Origin of the sequence: Shewanella carassii (genome assembly GCF_002777975.1) — a bacterium.
GTDB classification, from domain to species: domain Bacteria; phylum Pseudomonadota; class Gammaproteobacteria; order Enterobacterales; family Shewanellaceae; genus Shewanella; species Shewanella carassii.
This window is the reverse complement of sequence record NZ_NGVS01000008.1, coordinates 23,638-44,659: the sequence shown is the minus strand read 5'-3', so window position 1 is coordinate 44,659 and position 21,022 is coordinate 23,638. Positions and strand designations below refer to the sequence as shown.

The following is a 21,022-nucleotide window of genomic DNA, read 5'->3' as shown; positions in this document are numbered from 1 at the left end:
CGCCATGCTCAAGTCACTGTACTGCTTTCGGCCTCACGAATACAGTTGCGACCCGCATCCTTGGCAGCATAAAGCGCTGTGTCGGCAGCGTGAAATAATGCTCCCGGCTCACTCCCCACAGGGGCGCAGGCCAAGCCTATGCTGACGGTCACCTTGAATGTCTGCCCCTGATAGACCAAGGTTAGGGCCTCTATTTTTCGCCGCAGGCGCTTGGCGAGCCCCTTAGCCTGCTCGGCATCCATTGAAGTAAGTAGAATCGCAAATTCCTCACCACCATAGCGAGCGGCTATTCCTCCCTGAGTCTCGGCGCGAATGATCCGCCCCACTTCCGATAGGCACAGATCCCCGGCCCGGTGGCCAAAGCTGTCATTGATTTGTTTAAAATGATCCAGATCCAACAATAACAAGGCCCGAGGTTGCCGACTGTCAAGTCTATCCAGCTGTTCAATGAAGCTGCGCTGATTGTAGAGTCCGGTAAGAGAATCCGTTCGACTGAGATGCTCAAGCTGCTCGGAGTAATCTTTGAGTTGCAACCTGGCTGTCAGTTGCCGCCAGTACTCCCTATGATGCAGTCGACAAAAACGAAAGGTTGGATACACAGATACCATCAACAAGCCACCGGCCAGAATATCATGCGCCTGGCCCTGCAACATCATGGCGAGCCCTAAAGGCAGGGGAAAACAGAGCAGGAATAGCCTGAGCTGACGTAAATCAATGGAGAGAGAAATACTGATAAAGGCGTAGAGTACGCCACAGATCATCAAGCTAGGCTCTCTAAGTGCGGTAAATTGCTCCCCATTGAGGATAAGCGCCATAAGCACCGACCAACTGAGGGCATTGAGCACCAAGCCAATACTCAGTCCCCAATCGCGGCTTTCAAAGGGATAGTTGGCCCCACTCGTCTCATCGCAATTCACGCTGGATGAAGCGCGGCGCACATAGAGCCAAACTCCCATGGCTCGGATCACCGCCGCCGATAGCAATAAGAGTGCACCTTTAACCATCTCACCCCAGACTATGGGTTGCGGCAACAACGCATTAAAGGGCATCAAGAGCAACAGCCAACAAAACAGATAGACAAAGGCGCCGGCAGCCATACGCCAGCTTAAGTCATGGAGGAATGCCTGCCTGGCCTCCAACTGATATTTCACGGGGATATCCAAGGCTGACATACACCTCCAACTCAAGCGATTTCCTGAATTATAGGCAATAAAAAACGCTGCCTCGGCAGCGTTTTTCAGTTGGCGGATTAGGCCGCACTATTCTTGGGCTGCTGCCACTTGAGCCACACCAGAGCCAACAGGAACAGTATGCAGCTACAGGCAAGCCCTAGCCATACCGACTCGGTAAAGCCGAGTACTATATAGCCGCCGAGGGAAATAACTGCTACCAAGACCGCATAGGGCAACTGAGTCAGCACATGGTCGATATGATGGCAACTGGCACCTGTGGATGACAGAATCGTGGTGTCCGATATCGGCGAGCAGTGATCGCCAAACACAGCACCGGAAAGCACGGCGGCCAGCATAGGCAACATCATACTGCTGTGGCTGCCCATGGCCATATCCGCAGCAATCGGCAACATGATCCCGAAAGTGCCCCAGCTGGTGCCGGTAGAAAAGGCGGTAAGCCCAGCCAAAATAAATAACACGGCCGGCAGCAAGGCAAAGGGAATATTGCCACTGGCGAGACTGGCCATAAACTTGCCGGTTTCCAGTGAGCCAATGATCCCGGCTATGGTCCAGGCAAACATCAGAATATAGATGGCCGGCAACATAGAGCGGGCACCCGAGGTGAGCGCCTTGAGGATCATCTTGGCTTCAATCTTCTGGATAAAGGCCAGCAGCAGCGTTACCACCAGTCCGATGGAAGCGCCAAAAAACAGGGACGAGCCCACATCGGTTTTCTCAAAGGCGCCTATAATGCTGAAAGGCAGGCTTTCTGCCGCCAGGGCATCGGCGCCGCTGGAAACCATAAAGTAGAAGGTCGCCACCACTAAGACACCTATGGGCAGGAACAAGCCGTGCACCTGACCGGTTTCCGCCTCGGGCAGATCGGCATTGGCGCCGGGCGGCAGTCCCTTGGACTCATCATAGAGATTGCCTTTACGGGCGTTGAGCTCGTGTTTGCGCATGGCGCCAATATCCAGCTCCATATAGGCCACACACAGCAATAGCGCCAGGGCAAATAAGGCATAGAAGTTCATCGGGATCATCTGCACGAAAGCACTCAGATGCCCTATTTCAGTAAAACCATGAGCCGTGAGAATACCGCCGATAAGGGCAATAATATAGGCGCCCCAGCTGGACACCGGCGAGATAACGCACACGGGCGCCGCGGTAGAATCCAAAAGATACGCCAGTTTGGAGCGGGAGATATAATATCTGTCGGTCAGCGGTCTAGCGATACTGCCCACCACCAGGCTGTTGAAGTAGTCATCGATAAACACCACACAACCGAGAAACATGGTTAGCAGCTTGGCATCACGGCGATTGCGGATATGCTGTCTGGCCCAGTTGGCAAAGGCTCTGGCTGAGCCACTGACGGTGATCAGTGCAGTGATCATCCCCAGCAGCACCAGGAACCCCAGAATATACAGGTTCCAGGCATTAAAAGCGTCATCATCCCAAACCAGGGAAAGCACCCTTTGCCCCAGATAAACCCCGGTATCCAACACCGACCATTGATTGAGCAACAAGGCTCCAATCAGTATTCCTAACCCCAGCGATAACAACACCCGCCGGGTGAAGATCGCCAATAAAATTGCCACAACCGGCGGCAACAAAGAGAGTGCCGAGTCGGCATAACTTAGTACTGTCATTGAGTCTTGTTCTTCGTTAAATACGAATGGAGGGCAACTGAACTGGTGGGAAAAGGCAATAACATACCGAGTAGCACCTGTCCTTTCAGTAGCGCTCCATAGTAACGTCAATCTGTCATCCCGACAGAATATACTATGGCAGTGCTGCCCCTATTTGGTAACAGCCCCAGCGGTGGACCTTGATGAGTCGCAACCACTTCGGCACCAAATCCTTTCGCGATACATAAACGGAATCACCCTGCTTACCGCTACTGATATTTAGTGCGCCTCTACTTCTCAGGACGCCTGATGTCAGGCGTGAGGCACATAAAAACATAGGCGGCTTTGAGGATGCTACCCCAAAGCCGCCTATCGTGACCTAGATCACAGATTAAATCAACTCGTTCAACTTGGGCACCACATCAAACAGGTCCGCTTCCAAACCATAATCGGCCACTTGGAAGATAGGCGCTTCAGGATCTTTGTTGATGGCCACTATGACTTTTGAGTCCTTCATCCCGGCCAGATGTTGAATCGCCCCGGAGATACCCACAGCGATATAAAGCTCGGGCGCCACAATTTTACCCGTCTGACCGACCTGCAAATCGTTAGGAACAAAGCCGGCATCTACGGCGGCCCGTGATGCACCAACGGCGGCGCCCAGCTTATCGGCCAACGTCTCCAGCATGGCAAAGTTTTCGCCACTGCCCATACCGCGACCACCGGAAACAATCACTCTGGCGCTGCCAAGCTCCGGACGAACCGACTCGGTTAGACTCTGGGACACAAAGCTGCTCTTGGCTTCAAATACGCTGTCGAGCTGGTGAATGTCGGCAGTCCCCGTCTCGGCAACGGCATCGAAGGCGCTGGCGCGCACAGTGGCCACTATCTTGTCATCCAGACTCTTAATGGTCGCCATGGCATTACCGGCATAGATGGGACGAACATAGGTGTCGGCATCAATCACCTTGGTGATCTCAGAAAGTTGAGCCACATCCAGCAAAGCCGCCACTCTAGGCAGAATGTCCTTACCCAGGCTTGAGGCTGCAGCCAGGATATGGCTGTAGTCGCCACTCAGCGACAAGATAAGCTCACCAATATTGTCGGCCAAATGAGCACCATACACAGGGTTATCGGCCAGCAGTACCTTACTGACGCCTTCGAGCTTGGCGGCGGCATCGGCGGCGGCCTTACAATCTTGACCGGCAACCAGCAGGTGAATATCACCGCCTATGGCCTTAGCCGCGGCGACAACTTTAGCCGTATCCTGTTTCAGGCTGGCATTATCGTGTTCTGCAATTACTAATACGGCCATTTAGATCACCTTCGCTTCGTTTTTCAACTTGTCCACCAGCTCCTCAACGGAAGCCACCATCACACCTGCCTGACGGCTGGCCGGCGTTGCCACCTCAAGCACTTGTACATGCTGCTTGAGAGTCACCTCCAAATCTTCAACACTCAGGGTTTCCAACGGCTTGCGCTTGGCCTTCATGATATTGGGTAGAGAAGCATAGCGGGGCTCGTTGAGACGCAGATCCGCGGTGACCACGGCAGGCAGAGGCATAGACAGAGTCTGCAAGCCGCCATCCACTTCCCGGGTGACCAGCAGACTATCGCCTTCCAACTTCACTTCAGATGCAAAGGTTGCCTGGGGCATACCGGCAAGCGCCGCCAGCATCTGTCCGGTTTGATTGTTATCGCCGTCGATAGACTGCTTACCGAGCAGAATAAGTTGCGCCTGTTCTTTGTCCTGCACCGCCTTAAGCAGTTTGGCAATAGAAAGGGGCACCAGCTCTTCATCGGTTTCGATGTGAATGGCACGGTCGGCGCCCAGAGCCAATGCGGTACGCAGTTGCTCCTGTGCCGCCTTGGGACCTATGCTGACAACGACGACTTCAGTAGCACTGCCCGCTTCTTTCAGACGCACGGCTTCTTCTACCGCAATCTCACAAAATGGGTTCAACGCCATTTTCAGGTTGGCTGTTTCAACGCCTGTGTTGTCGGCCTTGACCCTGACCTTCACATTGGCATCGACCACACGTTTTACTGGCACCAATACTTTCATAGGGTTTCCTTCCTACACCTTGTATCTAATGTGGGTTGCGTACCGATGATAACAAGATAAGGCGTAGCCAGCGCTGGCTTACTCGCCCTTTTCCAGGACATCAGTACAGAATGAGTCAACTTTACGTGCTGTTAACGTTAACGTCAACATCAACTTAAACGACCGTTTGTCAATTTTGTCACACTTTAAGGCCAGTTTTTTGAACACTTGGCAACTTTCATGGTCATAGAATCGAGTTAAATAAAGAAATTAATGTCAATGGACGTAAAAATATTTGATCCTGACTCTTATAGTTTCTATTATTTATAACGATATTAACCCTAACCCAATTTATAAATTAGCGTGGGACCTAAATACCTATGAGCGATTTTCTTGATATATTGACTCACGGTCGTCGTTTTAAGGCCGCAGTAAAAGAGTTAAGCGTTGCAGATCTGCGTGATCTGGCGGCAAAATTGGATAAAATCATTATTGAACGTGAAGAAGAAGCCAAGGAAGAAGAAAAGGCTCAAGCTGAACGTCTATCTAAAATTGAAGATATCCGTAAACAGATGGAAGCCGTTGGCCTATCAGTTGAAGATCTTGGTGATGTTGTTGCTGCCAAATCTGCTCCTAAAAAGAAACGCGCCCCTCGCCCACCGAAATACAAAATCGTTGTAGACGGTGAAACCATTACTTGGACCGGCCAAGGCCGTATGCCAACCGTATTCAAGAATGAAGTAGACAAAGGTCGTTCAATGGATGATTTCCTGATCTAACCAGTTGTCTATTTACTTAAGCCTCGACAGTGTCGGGGCTTTTTTATGTCTATAAAACATCACTCGACTGTTAAAAAGCCTTACAATTACCTCTTGGCATTTACACCCCCCTTGAGTTAACTTCCATGTTAAATCAGTATAAAACGCTGCCTCAATCACATTTCGCAACATCTACGGGTTACTTTTAACGGCAGTCAAAATGACTTTTAACCTTCATTAACCACTAGCACAATTTTACATCAAGGTACTGATTAGTATTACTTTACTAAAAGTATAATGACAGGGTAGTTACATAAAAATGAGAAGCATATTCCCCGCAGCACTGCCGCTTTTAGCCGTTCTTATCGTCAACAGTGCCTATGCAGATGAAACGCAGTTGACAGACAATACCCCGAGATTGACCGCCTTAACTCATGCACGACTCATGCTCTCCCCGGGTAAGCAATTGGATAACGCCACATTACTCATTGAAAATAATCATATCAAACAAGTAATTTCCAATAATGAAATTCCACAAAATGCCTATAGGATAGATCTCAAGGGGCACACTATTTATCCGGGATTTATCGATCCCTTTACTGATTACGGGCTGGAGTATTCACAAACACCTACTACTATTGAGGGCCCTGTTTATCAAATTAAGTCAAAGGGGGCTGCAGCAAAGAATGGGGCAATTCACGCCGATAAAGAATGGTTCGCCTATGTCTCGGCAGATAAAGAAACTGCGTCAAATTGGATAAGCAATGGCTTTACCAGCGTTCAAAGTGCTCATCTTGACGGAATATTCAGGGGTATAGGCGTTTCCTTATCTTTGGCTGATAAGAATAGTAATCAACTGATATATCGCCCCAGGAGTCATCACTTTATGGCTTTTGACAAAGGGAGTTCTCCGCAGGATTACCCCAACTCCCTGATGGGGAGCATAGCCTTAATAAGGCAGACGCTCAGCGATGCCCACTGGTATAACCAGAATAAAAAGAAAGCAGTCGGTCGCGATGACTTATTACTTCCCGAATTTAATATCGCCCTGGAACGATTGCACGATATAAAAGCGAGCGGGGCAATATTTGATACCCGCAACCTCAATAACCAGTTGCGTGCAGCCAAGCTATTGAGTCAAGCCGATATCCCTCCCACCTTACTGGGCAATGGCCAGGAATATGCAAGAGTGAAAGAACTTCAGCAATATCGACCAGCATTGATATTGCCGTTGAACTTTCCAGCGGCCCCAGAAATGAGTGATGAAGACAATGCCAGGGAAGTGCCACTCAGAACCTTGAGACACTGGGAGCGGGCACCGAGTAATCCTGCTGTGATGGCAGCCAACAATATCCCCTTCTCCTTCACCCAATACGGCATAGACGGCAAAGCCTTTTGGCCTAGGCTGAAAATGGCGTTGCAAGCCGGTCTCGATGAAGAAACTGCATTGGCGGCACTGACAACCCAGGCTGCTGCGGCCGCTGGCATAGATAATGTGGTCGGTAAACTGGCGCCCGGCTATATGGCCGATCTGGTGATAGCCAAGGGTAATCTGTTTCAGGACGGCAAAATAGTCAGCGTTTGGCTACAAGGTGAAGAACAAATACAAACGGCTCCTGGATACCAGTGGCAAGGCAGTTATCGCCTGCATTTGGCTGAGCTGGAATTAGATCTTGAGCTGCAATTGAGCCAGCAAACACCCCGAAAACTCAAGGGCAGCTTCAATAGTGGCGATCAACAGATAGCGCTTGCTCACTTGAGTGCCAACAGCAACCGTCTGAGTTTCAGCGTCAATTTGCAAAGTGCGGGCATCGATGGCATTAGTCGAGTAACTCTTTGGCAAGATGATGAAGGGCTGCAGGGCAGACTCTTGCGTGCCGATGGCGCCATCACTCAACTGGCCGGCTCAAGATTGCCGCCAGCGCCCTTATCGGCGAATACAGAGACGGGAGGCAATGCCAATTCCCCACCAACCTCTTCCAAGACTGAACCCGAGTATCTCAGCCGTTTGACGAGTCCACTGCAAGCCTATGGCCGCAGTGAGCTGCCAGGTAAGGAAAAACTGCATATCCGCAATGTCACCCTTTGGACCTCAAGCGAGGCCGGCATTATTGGCAACAGCGACCTGCTTATGGCCAATGGTAAGATTGAAAAGGTTGGTACCAATCTCAGCACCCCGAGTGGTTATCAGGTCATAGAGGGAGCAGGCATGCACCTGACTGCCGGGATCATAGATGAGCATTCCCACATTGCCGTCAACGGCGGCCTCAATGAGATGTCCGATGCCATCACCTCAGAAGTGCAAATAGCCGATGTGCTTAACCCGGATGATATTGCTATCTATCGCTCCTTGGCCGGTGGCGTCACCACCGCCAATCTACTGCATGGCAGCGCCAACCCCATAGGTGGCCAGTCGCAGGTCATTCAACTGCGCTGGGGAGAGTCGGCCGAGGGACTCAAGTTCACCCAAGCCCATCAGGGGATTAAGTTTGCTTTAGGGGAAAACGTCAAACAGAGCAATTGGGGTGAGCGCTATACCCGCAGATTCCCGCAAAGCCGCATGGGGGTGAAGGCCTTGATGAGCGATGCTTTCAATGCCGCCAGAGACTATAAAGATGCCCAGGCCCAATATGCCGAGCTAAGCTCACGGGAGAAACGTAAGCAACTCTCCCCTCGCCCCGATTATCGTTTACAGGCGATTGCCCAAGTGCTGAACGGCGAGCGCGATGTGCATATTCACTCCTATGTCCAGTCTGAAATCCTGATGTTCTTGCGCCTCGCCGAGGCTTACGATTTCAAGGTCACCGCCTTCACCCATGTACTGGAAGGTTACAAGCTGGCCCCCGAGTTGGCGGCTCATGGCGCCGGTGCTTCCACCTTTGCCGACTGGTGGGCCTATAAATTTGAGGTCTATGATGCCATTCCGCAAAACGCCTGTTTGATGATGAATGCCGGCGTGCTCACCTCAATTAACTCAGATGACTTTGAAATGCAGCGGCGCCTGAATCAGGAAGCCGCCAAGTCGGTGAAATACTGCGACATGTCCCAGGAAGATGCCTGGAAGATGGTAACCATCAACCCCGCAAAACAGCTCGGAATAGACGCCATAACAGGTTCGGTTGAAGAGGGGAAACAGGCAGATTTGGTGCTCTGGGATGCCAACCCTCTATCGGTTTATGCCAAGAGCCAGGCAGTGTGGATTGGCGGCAAACGCTACTTCGACCGCATTGAGGATAAGCAAATGACCCAGGCTATTGCCGGCGAGCGCCAGGCGCTGATCCAGAAAATTCTTGGCAGTGACCCGGCGCGGCTTCAAGGCGAAACGACTTCAGAAATCATAGAGCCCTTGTGGCAATGCGATACCCAATTCAACGCCTGGGGCCAGAATAAGGAGAGCCGCCTGTGACTAAGTTTCCTCTATTGCCACGCATGGCATCTATGCTGGTATATCTGCTGCTGGGTGGTTCGCTATTGATGTTCGCCCCGGCAAAGGCCCATAACCTGATCCCGGCCGAGCGCCAGCAGCAAGCCATATTATTGAAAAACGCCACGGTTCACACCGTCAGCCAAGGCACACTCGAAAATACCGATGTGCTGCTCGAGCAAGGCATTATCAGCGCCGTAGGCCTAGGATTAACGGCTGAAAATGCCCGGGAATTTGATCTCAGCGGCAAACACCTTTATCCCGGCCTCATCGCACTGGATACCACCCTGGGATTGGTGGAAATAGCCATGGCCAGGCCAACAGTCGATAGCCGTGATGTGGGCAGTGCCAATCCGCAGCTTGAAGCCGCCAGCGCCTTCAACCCGGATTCGGAATTGTTGCCCAGTGTGCGGGCCAACGGTATCACCCATGCCCAGATAGTGCCGAGAGGCTCGGGCATTGCCGGGCAATCGGCACTGGTCTCACTGGATGCCTGGACCATAGAAGATGCCCAGGTTCCAGCTAGACCACAGTTCCACCTCTATTGGCCAACTGCGCCGCAAAAACAAGGTACCAGCGAGGCAGATAAGCAGGCGCAAATGGCCTATCTGGACGCCCTGTCACAGATACACAAACACTTTGAAGCAGGTAAACGCTATGCCTTGAGTCAACAAAGCAGCGAAGGTGCCCTTGAAGATAGCCGCTGGCAAGCGCTCTTGCCTCTGTATCGCCAGGAGGCGCGGCTGTTTGTCCATGCCGACAGGCAACGGCAGATAGAGGCTGCCATTGCTCTGGCCCGTCAGTATGGATTCAAGTTAACCCTGGTCGGTGGCTATGATGCCTGGCGCCTGGATGCAGCGCTCAATGAAATAGAGGCAAGCGTCATCTATACCCATACGCTTGACTTGCCACTACGAGAAGATGAGCCCATAGGTCAGGCATTTAGAGTACCGGCCTTGCTCAAGCGCGCAGGTATTCCCTTCGCTCTCGGCTTCAGCTCCGATTGGGACAGCCGTAACCTGCCGCTGGCCGCAGGCCAAACCGTGGCTTGGGGGCTCAGCAAAGAGCAGGCGCTCAAGGCGATTACGCAAGATGCCGCCAAGATACTGGGCGTAGACAACCTGGGGGCGATAGCGCCCGGGTTTCAGGCTAACCTTGTCGTCAGCAGCGGCGATATTCTCGACCCCATGAGCAGCCGGATAGAGCTGATGTTTATCGACGGCAGACAGGTGGATCTCAACAATCGTCATCGGCAGCTTTATCAAAAGTATTTGAAGCGATAGAATTTCCCATACAGCTCCCGGGATGGCCGGGAGCATGGACCAATAACCATAAGGCCGGGCCATGAAACCGATTTTTCTCTCCACTCTGGTACTGCTGCTTGGCGGCTGCGCCGGGGAATACAGCTTCAATTCCAACCTCGACAGCCAGGCTATCCAGGAGTACTTCAAACCCTCGGAAGTACAGTTGTTCGATGGCAGCCGACCAACAGGCCAATATGAAGTGCTGGGATTGGTGGAAGGCAATGCCTGTCAGTCCGCTCCCGATGGTGTACCGGCCACTATGGCTGATGCCCGCACTGAGGCGCGCCGGGCGGCCGCCGATATGAAGGCCAATGGTCTTATCATTAAAAATTGTGTCGAAACCCAGGAAGCCGCCGCCGGTTGCTACACCAGCGCCATGTGTGTCGGTCAGGCTATTCGCCTGGCAATCCCAAAGGAGTAAGCAGAGCGTTATGGGGTTTTCGACTCAGATAGAAGCGGTAGCCTATTGCCGGACACCATATAAACAGAAGTTTGGTATTCCTCGTCAGCCGGGGTTGGTGGACTTTGTTCGCGGTTTTGTCGAACTGACAGCACCTTACAATCATATCGATGCGGTACGTGGGCTGGAGCAGTATTCCCACCTCTGGTTACTGTTCTGCTTTCATGAAAATCTGGCTCAGGGCTGGAAAACCACGGTGCGCCCTCCCCGGCTCGGCGGCAATGAAAAACTCGGGGTGTTTGCCACCCGCTCCACCTTCAGGCCCAATGGCATTGGCCAATCCGTGGTGAAGCTGCATCAGATCCACCAAGGCAAAGGCAAGGTGGTCCTGGAGATCTCCGGCATGGATCTACTCGATGGCACCCCAATAATCGACATCAAGCCCTATATCCCCTTCTCGGATGCGATACCCGACGCGATAGGCGGCATAGCGCAGCAAGCCCCAGAGCAGGTTGAGGTCAACTTTAGCAATCAGGCAGTAGAACAACTGAGCCGACTCGAGAAACGCTATCCCGGGCTGGATAAGCTTATTCAGGCGGTGCTGGCCCAGGATCCGAGACCCGCTTACAAGAAAGGTAAACCGGATCCTAAACGCTATCAAGTGGCGCTGTATGATCTGGATATCTTCTGGTATGCCCAAGAGCAAGGCATTGAAGTCGAAACCATACAGCCCTTTTGTGCCAAAGCGTCCGGCGCCGGAGTATGATTGATTTTACCCCCTCAGCGGATGACTATCAGGCGCAACACAAGAGGCGCCTCTCCTGGATGCCCTGGCTCTGGTATCGCCTCAAACCCAAGCATCTCGAGTGGGCCCGCCCCTGGCAACAGGCGATTCAGGCGAGACTCCAGGCCCTTGAAACCATCAGCATAGGGCAAAACTGCTTTATCGCCCCCGAGGCAGAGCTGTTTGCCGAACCCGGCAGGCCGATAACCCTGGGCGATGAGTGCATGATAGCCGCCAACTGCTTTCTGCACGGACCGATACAGATAGGCCGGGAGGTCAGCATCAACCACGGCTGCTCGCTGGATGGCGGCAGTCGCGGCATAGTGATAGGTGACAAGACCCGTATCGCCAACAATGTCACCATCTACGCCTTCAATCATGGTATGGCGCCGGATATGCCCATCTATCGTCAGAGCAGCCAATCCAAGGGGATTGTGATTGGCGAAGATGTCTGGATTGGTGCCCAGGCCGGTATCGTCGATGGCGTGACCATAGGCGACTGCGCCGTGATTGCCATGGGCGCCATTGTCACCAAGTCGGTACCCGCGTTTGCCATAATGGCGGGAAACCCTGCTAGAGTAGTGGGCGATAGACGCGATAAGCCACTGACGGGCAGTGAAAAAAATCAATAAGAGGAAGATGAGCGCCATGGATTGCCAACCCACCCCCAAACCGTCAACAACCGCACTCCAAAGCTTACCGGGGATCCGTAGCCGGTTACTACTTGGCTTTTTCCTGTTGGCTGGGCTGATAGTCTTTTCCGGCAGTGCCAGCATCTGGGTGATGGAGCGTACCGGCCAAGTCCATGCAGCAGAATTCGATAAACAAAAGAAGCTATTGCAAACCATTAAGGCCAATCAAGTCCAACATCTGGCACTATTGAAGCTCAAAAACAACTGGCCCACCTATTCCCCCAATGAGCGGGAAGCTATTCTCGATGAAGCCAGGCAGAGACAACAACAGATAATAACCACCCTAAGTCAATTCACCCTGGCGACCCAAGAGTATGATGAGGCTCTGGCGCTGGGGCAGCAACTGTCTGTGATGAGCGGTTACCCGGTGAGAGCCCCGCACATGAGCGGCATGATAAGTATCATAGATCATCTCTCCCTGCGCCTATCCGGCATAGGGCTGACCCATCTGGATGCTCAGGCTCAAAAGAACAGCGAGTCACTGGCACAGACTCTGCTTTGGCTGATGCTCGGGTCATTGGCGCTGATAGTTTTGAGCCAAGCCGTGGCCTGGGCCGTGCTCGGTCGCCATCTGCTTAAACCCCTACTGCAAACCAGCCATAAACTCAGCGAGCTGGCCGAGCAAAACTTCGGCGGTCACTCCCCAAGTGCCGTGAATCGGGAAACACTCAAGATAAACCATGCGCTGCAGGCACTCGAAGCCCAGATGAGCGCCTTGACCAGCGACCAACAACAAGACGAACTCACAGGACTCTATAACCGCCGCAGTTTCAACCAACTGCTGAAACAGGCCTGGCACAAGGGGGCTACAAAGCAACGCAGAATAGGCCTATTACTCATTCAGAGCGATCAAATTATTACCGGCGAACCCCTGCTGCATTTGGCCCAAAGGCTGCTGGACTTTGAAATTAACGGAGAGCACTTTCTGGCGCGATTACAGCAATCTCAGTTGGCGCTGTTACTGCCAGACCGCGATCCGGAAGCCTGTATCCGCATCGCCCAGAGCCTCAATCAATTTGTGTTGGCGGCCAATCTGCGAGCCAAGGCCCAAAGCCCGCGACTGACAGTCTCTATCGGCGTGGCCAACATCCAACCCAGCAAACAACAAGGTTGGGACAGCTTACTATTTCAGGCCGAAGAAGCCCTGCTCAGCGCCCAAAATCGCGGCGGCAACTGCAGTGCAGGGGTCAATCAGTTACCTATAGGCTAAATTCGAGCAAGGAAAGGGGAATTTATCCACCCTCGCCGCGTGACATCATCAAAGCAAGTGATAAAATGGCGGCCATTCAATTCATTTCGGACCCAAGGTAATGCGAGTCAGTCAATACCTGTTATCAACACAGAAAGAAAACCCTGCCAATGCAGAGATAGTCAGTCATCAGCTTATGCTGCGCGCCGGTATGATACGTCGCAACGCCTCAGGCCTCTATAGCTGGCTGCCGTCCGGCCTGCGTGTACTACGCAAGGTCGAAGCCATTGTGCGTGAAGAGATGAACAAGGCCGGTGCCATCGAAATTCTGATGCCCATGGTACAGCCGGGGGATCTCTGGGTGGAAACAGGTCGCTGGGACAAATTTGGCCCGGAATTGCTGCGCTTTGTAGACCGTCACAATCGTGACTTCGTCCTGGGCCCGACCCATGAAGAAGTAATTACCGATCTGGTGCGCAAAGAAGTCAGCTCCTACAAGCAACTGCCGCTGACCCTGTATCAAATTCAGACCAAATTCCGTGATGAAGTTCGCCCACGCTTCGGTGTTATGCGCTCACGTGAGTTCCTGATGAAAGATGCCTACTCTTTCCATCTGGATCAGCAAACCATGGATGATACCTATCAGGCCATGTACACGGCTTACAGCAACATCTTGTCGCGCATGGGCCTGGCCTTCCGTCCTGTACTGGCAGATACCGGCTCTATCGGTGGCAGCATGTCACACGAGTTCCACGTGCTGGCAAGCAGCGGCGAAGATCTGATTGCCTACTCCAATGGCAGCGACTATGCCGCCAATATCGAGAAGGCTGAAGCGCCGCTGCCAACCACAGAGCGCGCCGCGCCCACTCAGGAAATGACCCTGGTCGACACACCCAATGCCAAAACCATAGACGAACTGGTTGAGCAGTTTGGCCTGGATATCACCAAGACGGTTAAGACTCTGATAGTCAAAGGCGCCACCGAAGAAGCCCCTCTGGTGGCCCTGGTTGTCCGTGGCGACCATGAGCTGAACGAAGTCAAAGCCGACAAACTGGAACTGGTTGCAGCGCCGCTGGAATTTGCCTCTGAAGCAGAAATCCGTGACGCACTGGGAGCCGGCCCAGGTTCTCTTGGTCCAGTCGGTCTGTCTATTCCTGTGGTTATAGATCACAGTGTTGCCGTGATGAGCGACTTTGCCGCCGGTGCTAACCTAGATGGCAAACACTATTTCGGTATTAACTGGGAGCGGGATCTGCCGCTGGCCAGCGCCGCCGATATCCGTAACGTAGTGGAAGGCGAAACCACCCCTGACGGCAAAGGCACTTACGCCTTCGCCCGCGGTATTGAAGTTGGCCATATCTTCCAGCTGGGCACCAACTATTCTGCCGCCATGAACGCCACTGTGCTGGACGAGAATGGCAAGTCTCAGACCCTGCTGATGGGCTGTTATGGTGTCGGCGTCAGCCGCATCGTTGCCGCCGCTATCGAGCAGAATCACGATGACCGCGGTATCATCTGGCCGGAAGCTATTGCGCCATTCACAGTGGGTATTCTGCCGATGAATATGCACAAGTCACATAGAGTAACTGATACTGCCGAACAGCTTTACAAAGAGCTGACCGATGCGGGTATCGAAGTGCTGTTTGATGACCGTAAAGAGCGCCCTGGCGTGATGTTTGCCGATATGGAACTCCTGGGTCTGCCTCACACCATAGTGATTGGCGACCGCAACCTGGATGCCGGTGTTTATGAATATAAGAACCGCCGCACCGGAGAAAAGCAGGAAGTGCCTATGGCGGAGATAGTGGACTTTATCAAGAAGACCGCGGGTCTGAAGTAATCATTCTGCTGTATCAATCCACCGGCATTGCCGGTGGATTGACCTCCGCTCTCAAATTCGAAGAGAAGCCTAATTAACCTGTTTTTTGCCGTATCTTAGCCATAGCGAAACGTTTCGGTTCAAGGCTTGATTGCCCCCTAGCCCCAACTCCTCCTCCACCTTTTCCTCTTCACCTGAGAGTATTTCGGTTCTCTGAGTAACTAATGCCTCCGGCTATGTCACTACGCCAAAGCCGCTCGTCTCTGTTTAAAAGACGGTTTACAAGAAGATTTGTGAGACGATTCATAAGACCACTCATGACAGTTATCATCAGCTTTACCAGTCAGTACTGCCCAAAAGCCTCAAAGGAGTGCTCCGCCACAACTGTCACAAAACTATCGTCACTCTTTGAAGATAAACATAAAAATCAGCCACTACAGGAATTGTAGCGGCTGATTGGATCATAGAAACAAATGTAAACCTAGTCTGGCTCTGCTATCCGCAGCAGCGCTAAAGCGTAAAGGAGATCTTGGATCGCGTCTTGGCGCTAACGGGTTTGCCATCGACAAACTTAGGGGCATAGCGCCATTTGGACACGGCTTTGACGGTTTCTATTTCAAACTGTTTACCGCCTTTGGAATCCAGCACCTCCACATGGCTGACAGCGCCCTGCTCGTTGACTGTCACCTCGACATCAACCCAACCTTGGCGGCTCATCTTGGCGTACTGAAGCGGATAACCAGGCACCAACCGAAACAGGGGCCGCTGCTCCTGATCCACACTCCAAGGGCGCATATTGCCTATCGCCTGACAGTGTTGAGTCGCTTTGTCTTCTTCTCCCTGGCGGGAATAGAGTTCAACCAGGTAGGCATGAGCCGACAGCGCAACCGGCGCATCAAAGGGTAATACCTTGAGCTGCTCTATCACTTCCAGCAGCAGCGGTTCGGCCTCGGCATACTTTTGCTCTGCCAAGTAAATAGTGGCCACAGCTGTATCGACATTGACCCGCTGCAAAGAATCTTTGGGGGCGAGTTCATGGTAAATCTTCTGGGCATCGAGGGCATAGGCTCGAACCTCGCGGTCATAAACCTCAGTCACAACGAGATCGTTAAACGCTTCGAGACGCACTGCGGCGGCTAGCAGCCGGTCATTTTTACCATCAGCCAAGGCGATAGCCTGCTGGTAAAGCTTAGCCGCCTCTTTAGGATTGCTGCTGTGCGCCAGTCCCAGCATAGGGTCGAGCACTTCCAAGGCCTGTTCGCCATACAGTGCTCGATAACCTTGCAGCGCTTGCAAGTATAGGGCTTCACTCCTTTGCTGATTGGCAGTTCCTTGCTCATCTAACATCTGATTACGCGGCTGCTGCAACGCCTTGGCCAGATTCATCGCCAGCGCCAAGGTCGTCTTATCGGTTGCACCCAATTTGGCTTTACCGTCGGCATAGGCCTGCTCGGCAGCACTAATTATCTGAGCCTTGTCACCCTTTTCCAACGCTTGTTGATAGGCCTGATAACTTTCATCCAACCCGGCTTGGGCAGTACCGAACATAAGAGGCAGGAGCAATAGCGACAGTTTGGATACTGAAACAGGGATAGATTTAGTAGATTGCGAGAAGTTGAACATGGCGCGTCTTCCTTAACACTGAGTATCTAGCACTTTTATGGATAATCGGCGCTTGGTGACTTCAAGTCACTGACTCGGCGGGCCTACTGCCGAGCAAATCACAAACGCCAATAACTGCTCAAAGTAACAATATATAAACCTATTGTAAATAGCTGGTATTTTAAACAGCTCTCGGGCTAGTTTTTTGATTTTTCGGTTAAATCTTTAAATGCACCATTTAATTTACTCAGTAACTCAAGCGGCAGCGGAAACAGGATAGTCGAATTGTTTTCTGCCGCCACTTCGGTCAGGGTATGCAGATAGCGCAGCATAATGGCATTGGGTTCTTTCCCCAGCGTCTGCGCCGCTTCCACCAGTTTTTCCGAAGCTTCCATCTCCCCCAGAGCATGGATCACCTTGGCCCGCCGCTCCCGCTCCGCCTCGGCCTGACGGGCGATAGCGCGGATCATACTCTCATTGAGATCCACATGCTTGATTTCCACATTGGCCACCTTGATGCCCCAGGCATCTGTGTGGGAATCGAGGATCCTTTGAATGTCGGCATTGAGCATCTCCCTATTGGCCAACATCTCGTCCAGCTCATGCTGACCGAGTACGGACCTCAGGGTAGTCTGGGCCAGTTGACTGGTGGCGGCGAGGAAGTTCTCCACATTAATAATCGCCTTTTGCGGGTCGACTACCCGAAAATAGAGCACGGCATTGACCCGCACCGAGACATTATCACGGCTGATCACATCCTGAGAGGGAACATCCATCACTATGGTTCGAAGATCCACCCGCACCATCTGCTGCACCACAGGGATCAGTATGATAAGCCCTGGTCCCTTGACCCGATAAAAACGCCCGAGAAAGAAAATCACCCCACGTTCATACTCCCTGAGGATGCGGAACATGCTGATAAGCAAGGCTGCAAACAGCACCAACAACACCCCAAAGGAAATATTCAAACTACCGCTGATAGCTTCACCCATGTCAGTCTCCTCTGCGTTGATTTTCAGTCGGCTCGATATCAGCGCTTTTCACCTCTGCCAGCTTAAGTACTAACCCCTCAAGCCCCAAAACCCGCACCCGTTGCCCTGGGCTCAAGGCCTGTTCGCTGTCACCTTGCCAATCTTCTCCCATAAAGTGCACCCGGCCGCGCCCGGGAAAGCCGTCTATCACTATGGCATATTCCCCTACCATCCCCTCTGCGCCAGCCACCCCAGACAATTTGCGAGTCTTGAACACAAAGCTGAGCAGTAGCAAGAAAAACAGCAGGCTCACGACGCTGACCAGGGCTATCACAGGCCAGGCGATACGAAAGGCCTCCACTTCACTGTCCACCAAAAATACCGACCCCAGCACGAAGGCGGCCAGGCCACCGAATCCTAAAATTCCAAAGCTTGGTAGCATGGCCTCGGCGAGCAGCAAAATAATTCCCAAGAGCAATAAACCGCCACCGGCATAGCTGATAGGGAGCAGCTGGAAGGCATACAAGGCCAACAGCAGACAGATCCCCCCTACTACGCCGGGCAACATGGCGCCAGGACTGTAAAACTCCAGCAGCAAACCGTAGATCCCCAATAACATCAGGATGTAAGCGATATTGGGGTTGGTGAGCAGATTGATGAAACGGGCACGCCAATCCGGACTGCGATCCAGCACTATGGCGTTTTCGGTATTGAGTATCCGAACACCACCAGGCATGGCTACCGACTTGCCATCAAGCATGGCCAGGAGTTGCTGCGGCGTATCGGCGATATAGTCGATAACATTGGCCTCCAGCGCTTCCGAGGCCGTCAGGGTTGCCGCGTCACGTACCGCCGTCTCGGCCCACTCGACATTGCGCTGACGCAATTCCGCCAGCGCCCGAATATAAGCGATGGCATCATTGAGCTGCTTGCGCTCAAGTTTTTGACTATTGCTATCACCCACAGGTTTTTCGGCTTCATTCTCTGACGGCTTAGGCTGTTGCGGCTCATTTCCCATCGGGCCCAGTTGCACAGGGGTGGCCGCACCAAGGCTGGTGGCACTCGCCATGGCGGCGATATGACAGGCATATAAGATGTAAGTCCCGGCGCTGGCTGCACGAGCGCCGGATGGATAGACCAGGCAGGCAACCGGCACCCTGGAACCGAGAATCGCTTGGTTGATATCCCGCAGACTGGACACCAGACCGCCGGGGGTATCCAGAGTGATCAACACCAACTGGCTGTTTGGCGTATCCGATGCGCTCTCTATACCCCGGATCAAATAGTCGCTGACACCGGGTCCTATGGCTCCTTTGACGCTGAGCAGGGTAATGGTCGGCGCTGCGGCCGGGGAGTAAGATTCTGGCCGGACGTGGTCTGCACCTAAGCCAGGCAAGATCCACAACAGAGCCAAGAGTCCTACACAGCCGCAGCGCCGGAACAAGGCGTTGGCTAGCCAACCTATCATACTGCCCCCATGAGGGTTCCCTTAGCTTAAGGATAGTCGGCTTTGGGGATTAGGCATAAAGCACTCAAATAACGGGCTTAAACCGAGCCGGTAGATATGAGTAGAGGGAGGTAACAAGGAAAAAGGCGCCGAATCGACGGCGCCTGGTATTCAATGAGGGTTAGCGGACTATGCTGAGTCAACGGCAGGAATCAAATACTGGAATCAAGTGATTGCAACCCGCCACAAGGCTTATACGTTTCTGCTCAAGGCTTATACATTTCGGCTCAAGGCTGTTTCAGCCTACCGCCCACACAATCGCCTGCAGTGACAACATTGAGAAGATGCCGGCCAGAATATCATCGGCCATGATGCCAAGACCGCCATGTACCTTGGCATCCAGCACCCGAATGGGCCAGGGTTTGAAGATATCGAAAATGCGGAACAGCACAAAGCCCAGCAACAACCAGAGTGCTCCGGCCGGTGCGGCAATCATGGTGATCAGTAACCCCGCCACTTCGTCCCATACGATAGCGCCGTGGTCATGCACCCCCATATCTTTGGAAGTCTTGCCGCACAGATAAATGCCGCCGATACAGGCCAGCAGTGTCACGGCAAGATACCCCCCCAAACTGAACTGGGACAACAACAGGAACACAGGCACTGCCGCCAAGGTTCCAAAAGTCCCCGGCGCCTTAGCCGCGAGGCCAGAGCCAAAACCGAGTGCCAGAAAATGCACCGGATTCTTGAGGCTGACCCTTGCGAGCGCCTCGTCATGAGCAAACCACTTCATTTAAAAATGCTCAAATCCTGTCTGTTGCGGCTCGAATACCTCACCATGATATTGCAGCCTGAGTTGATTGCCGGCCATTATCTGACCAACCAGATAAAACTTGACTCCGGCATGGCCCAAGGCGGTTTCCAGCGCGCCGCGCTGCGCTTCCGGCACAGTGAACAGCAGCTCATAGTCTTCGCCGCCACAAAGGGCATAGTCGAGTGCCGCATCCGCTGTGACTGTATCTTTCATCGCCTGGGACAGCGGCAGCTTATCCACTTCGATAACCGCCCCGACGGCCGATGCCTTGAGGATATGCTTGATATCCGACAGCAAGCCATCTGAGAGATCTATGGCGCTCGATGCCAAGCCTCTCAGGGATTGACCGGCCAAGACTCTAGGGCTGGGATGATAGTGGCGGTTAACCAGATATTCCTTGTGCTCGGCCCTCGCCTTCAATTCACCGCGGATGATATCCAGCCCCAAGGCTGAGTCCCCCAGAGAACCTGTGACATAAATCCAATCACCGGCGCGGGCGCCGCTACGGGTGAGCGCCTTACCTTCCGGCACTTGGCCATGAACCGTGATATTGATGGCCTTTGGGCCGCGGGTGGTGTCGCCTCCGACCAGGGAAATACCGTAGTAATCAGCCGCTTCAAACAAACCTGCACTGAATTGCTCCAGCCAGGTTTCATCGACACTGGGCATGGTCAGCGCCAGGGTCATCCATGCAGGCTCGGCCCCCATGGCGGCGAGATCGGACAGATTGACCGCCAACGCCTTATAACCGAGTGCCTGAGCCGGCATGTCCGGCAAGAAGTGGACATTTTCCACCAGGGTATCGCAGGAGATGGCAATGGATTTGTGTTCGGCGGGTTGCACCAGGGCACAATCATCACCTATGCCGAGGCGGACATCTTTGCGCGCTTGGCCACGGCCGTGAAAATAGCGTTCGATAAGTTGAAATTCTTTCACTGTTGACTTGGCCACAGCTAGGTAGCCTCCCGGTTTTC

At 53.0% G+C, this 21,022-nt stretch carries 17 protein-coding genes and 1 riboswitch; of the genes, 8 read left to right on the top strand and 9 right to left on the bottom strand.

The annotated features are described in order from the left end of the window. Positions 1 to 8: 8 nt before the first annotated feature. The 4 genes from CBE72_RS06575 to CBE72_RS06560 all read right to left on the bottom strand — a co-directional run bounded on the left by CBE72_RS06575 (position 9) and on the right by CBE72_RS06560 (position 4,865). The gene (locus CBE72_RS06575) at positions 9 to 1,172 is read right to left on the bottom strand and encodes a GGDEF domain-containing protein (RefSeq protein ID WP_100142850.1); all 1,164 of its coding nucleotides are present in this window, start codon (positions 1,170 to 1,172) and stop codon (positions 9 to 11) included. Positions 1,173 to 1,249: 77 nt separating this feature from the next. Further along, positions 1,250 to 2,821: a Na+/H+ antiporter NhaC family protein gene (locus CBE72_RS06570; protein ID WP_100142849.1), complete on the bottom strand. Its 1,572-nt coding sequence runs from the start codon at positions 2,819 to 2,821 to the stop codon at positions 1,250 to 1,252. A gap of 81 nt (positions 2,822 to 2,902) precedes the next feature. After that, positions 2,903 to 3,101: riboswitch (Lysine riboswitch) on the bottom strand. A 90-nt stretch (positions 3,102 to 3,191) separates the two neighbouring features. Then, positions 3,192 to 4,115 (bottom strand): FAD-binding protein, encoded by a 924-nt coding sequence (locus CBE72_RS06565; protein WP_100142848.1) that lies wholly within the window; start codon positions 4,113 to 4,115, stop codon positions 3,192 to 3,194. Next, positions 4,116 to 4,865 carry an electron transfer flavoprotein subunit beta/FixA family protein gene (locus CBE72_RS06560; RefSeq protein WP_100142847.1) on the bottom strand — a complete coding sequence of 250 codons (750 nt, stop codon included), beginning with the start codon at positions 4,863 to 4,865 and terminating at the stop codon, positions 4,116 to 4,118. 359 nt (positions 4,866 to 5,224) lie between these two features. On the opposite strand from CBE72_RS06560, the gene CBE72_RS06555 reads away from it, so the two are divergent. The 8 genes from CBE72_RS06555 to CBE72_RS06520 all read left to right on the top strand — a co-directional run bounded on the left by CBE72_RS06555 (position 5,225) and on the right by CBE72_RS06520 (position 15,235). After that, positions 5,225 to 5,623: an H-NS histone family protein gene (locus CBE72_RS06555; protein ID WP_100142846.1), complete on the top strand. Its 399-nt coding sequence runs from the start codon at positions 5,225 to 5,227 to the stop codon at positions 5,621 to 5,623. Positions 5,624 to 5,921: 298 nt separating this feature from the next. Then, positions 5,922 to 9,008 carry an amidohydrolase family protein gene (locus tag CBE72_RS06550; RefSeq protein WP_100142845.1) on the top strand — a complete coding sequence of 1,029 codons (3,087 nt, stop codon included), beginning with the start codon at positions 5,922 to 5,924 and terminating at the stop codon, positions 9,006 to 9,008. A 32-nt stretch (positions 9,009 to 9,040) separates the two neighbouring features. Then, entirely contained in the window at positions 9,041 to 10,309 is a 1,269-nt protein-coding gene (locus CBE72_RS06545; protein WP_100142924.1) for an amidohydrolase family protein, read from the top strand. 61 nt (positions 10,310 to 10,370) lie between these two features. Further along, entirely contained in the window at positions 10,371 to 10,751 is a 381-nt protein-coding gene (gene rcsF, locus CBE72_RS06540) for an Rcs stress response system protein RcsF (RefSeq protein ID WP_100142844.1), read from the top strand. A gap of 10 nt (positions 10,752 to 10,761) precedes the next feature. Beyond that, complete coding sequence (tsaA, locus tag CBE72_RS06535) at positions 10,762 to 11,496, top strand: tRNA (N6-threonylcarbamoyladenosine(37)-N6)-methyltransferase TrmO (RefSeq protein ID WP_100142843.1); 735 nt, start codon at positions 10,762 to 10,764, stop codon at positions 11,494 to 11,496. Continuing rightward, positions 11,493 to 12,146: an acyltransferase gene (locus CBE72_RS06530; RefSeq protein WP_100142842.1), complete on the top strand. Its 654-nt coding sequence runs from the start codon at positions 11,493 to 11,495 to the stop codon at positions 12,144 to 12,146. The genes tsaA and CBE72_RS06530 overlap by 4 nt, the downstream gene beginning before the upstream one ends. A gap of 16 nt (positions 12,147 to 12,162) precedes the next feature. Next, the gene (locus CBE72_RS06525) at positions 12,163 to 13,416 is read left to right on the top strand and encodes a GGDEF domain-containing protein (protein ID WP_157929044.1); all 1,254 of its coding nucleotides are present in this window, start codon (positions 12,163 to 12,165) and stop codon (positions 13,414 to 13,416) included. Positions 13,417 to 13,516: 100 nt separating this feature from the next. After that, a complete protein-coding gene (locus tag CBE72_RS06520; RefSeq protein WP_100142840.1) occupies positions 13,517 to 15,235 on the top strand; it encodes a proline--tRNA ligase in 1,719 nt (572 codons plus the stop codon). Between the two features lie 489 nt (positions 15,236 to 15,724). Here the strand turns inward: CBE72_RS06520 and CBE72_RS06515 are convergent, their stop codons facing one another. The 5 genes from CBE72_RS06515 to thiL all read right to left on the bottom strand — a co-directional run bounded on the left by CBE72_RS06515 (position 15,725) and on the right by thiL (position 20,984). Beyond that, positions 15,725 to 16,837, bottom strand: coding sequence for an energy transducer TonB (locus tag CBE72_RS06515; RefSeq protein ID WP_100142839.1), 1,113 nt, complete (start codon positions 16,835 to 16,837; stop codon positions 15,725 to 15,727). A 176-nt stretch (positions 16,838 to 17,013) separates the two neighbouring features. Further along, positions 17,014 to 17,808 carry a slipin family protein gene (locus CBE72_RS06510; RefSeq protein ID WP_025009427.1) on the bottom strand — a complete coding sequence of 265 codons (795 nt, stop codon included), beginning with the start codon at positions 17,806 to 17,808 and terminating at the stop codon, positions 17,014 to 17,016. 1 nt (position 17,809) lies between these two features. Beyond that, complete coding sequence (locus CBE72_RS06505) at positions 17,810 to 19,255, bottom strand: NfeD family protein (RefSeq protein ID WP_188726027.1); 1,446 nt, start codon at positions 19,253 to 19,255, stop codon at positions 17,810 to 17,812. Between the two features lie 277 nt (positions 19,256 to 19,532). Next, a complete protein-coding gene (locus CBE72_RS06500; RefSeq protein WP_100142838.1) occupies positions 19,533 to 20,027 on the bottom strand; it encodes a phosphatidylglycerophosphatase A family protein in 495 nt (164 codons plus the stop codon). Beyond that, positions 20,028 to 20,984, bottom strand: a complete 957-nt coding sequence (gene thiL / locus CBE72_RS06495) for a thiamine-phosphate kinase (RefSeq protein ID WP_100142922.1) — start codon at positions 20,982 to 20,984, stop codon at positions 20,028 to 20,030. Positions 20,985 to 21,022 lie beyond the last annotated feature (38 nt).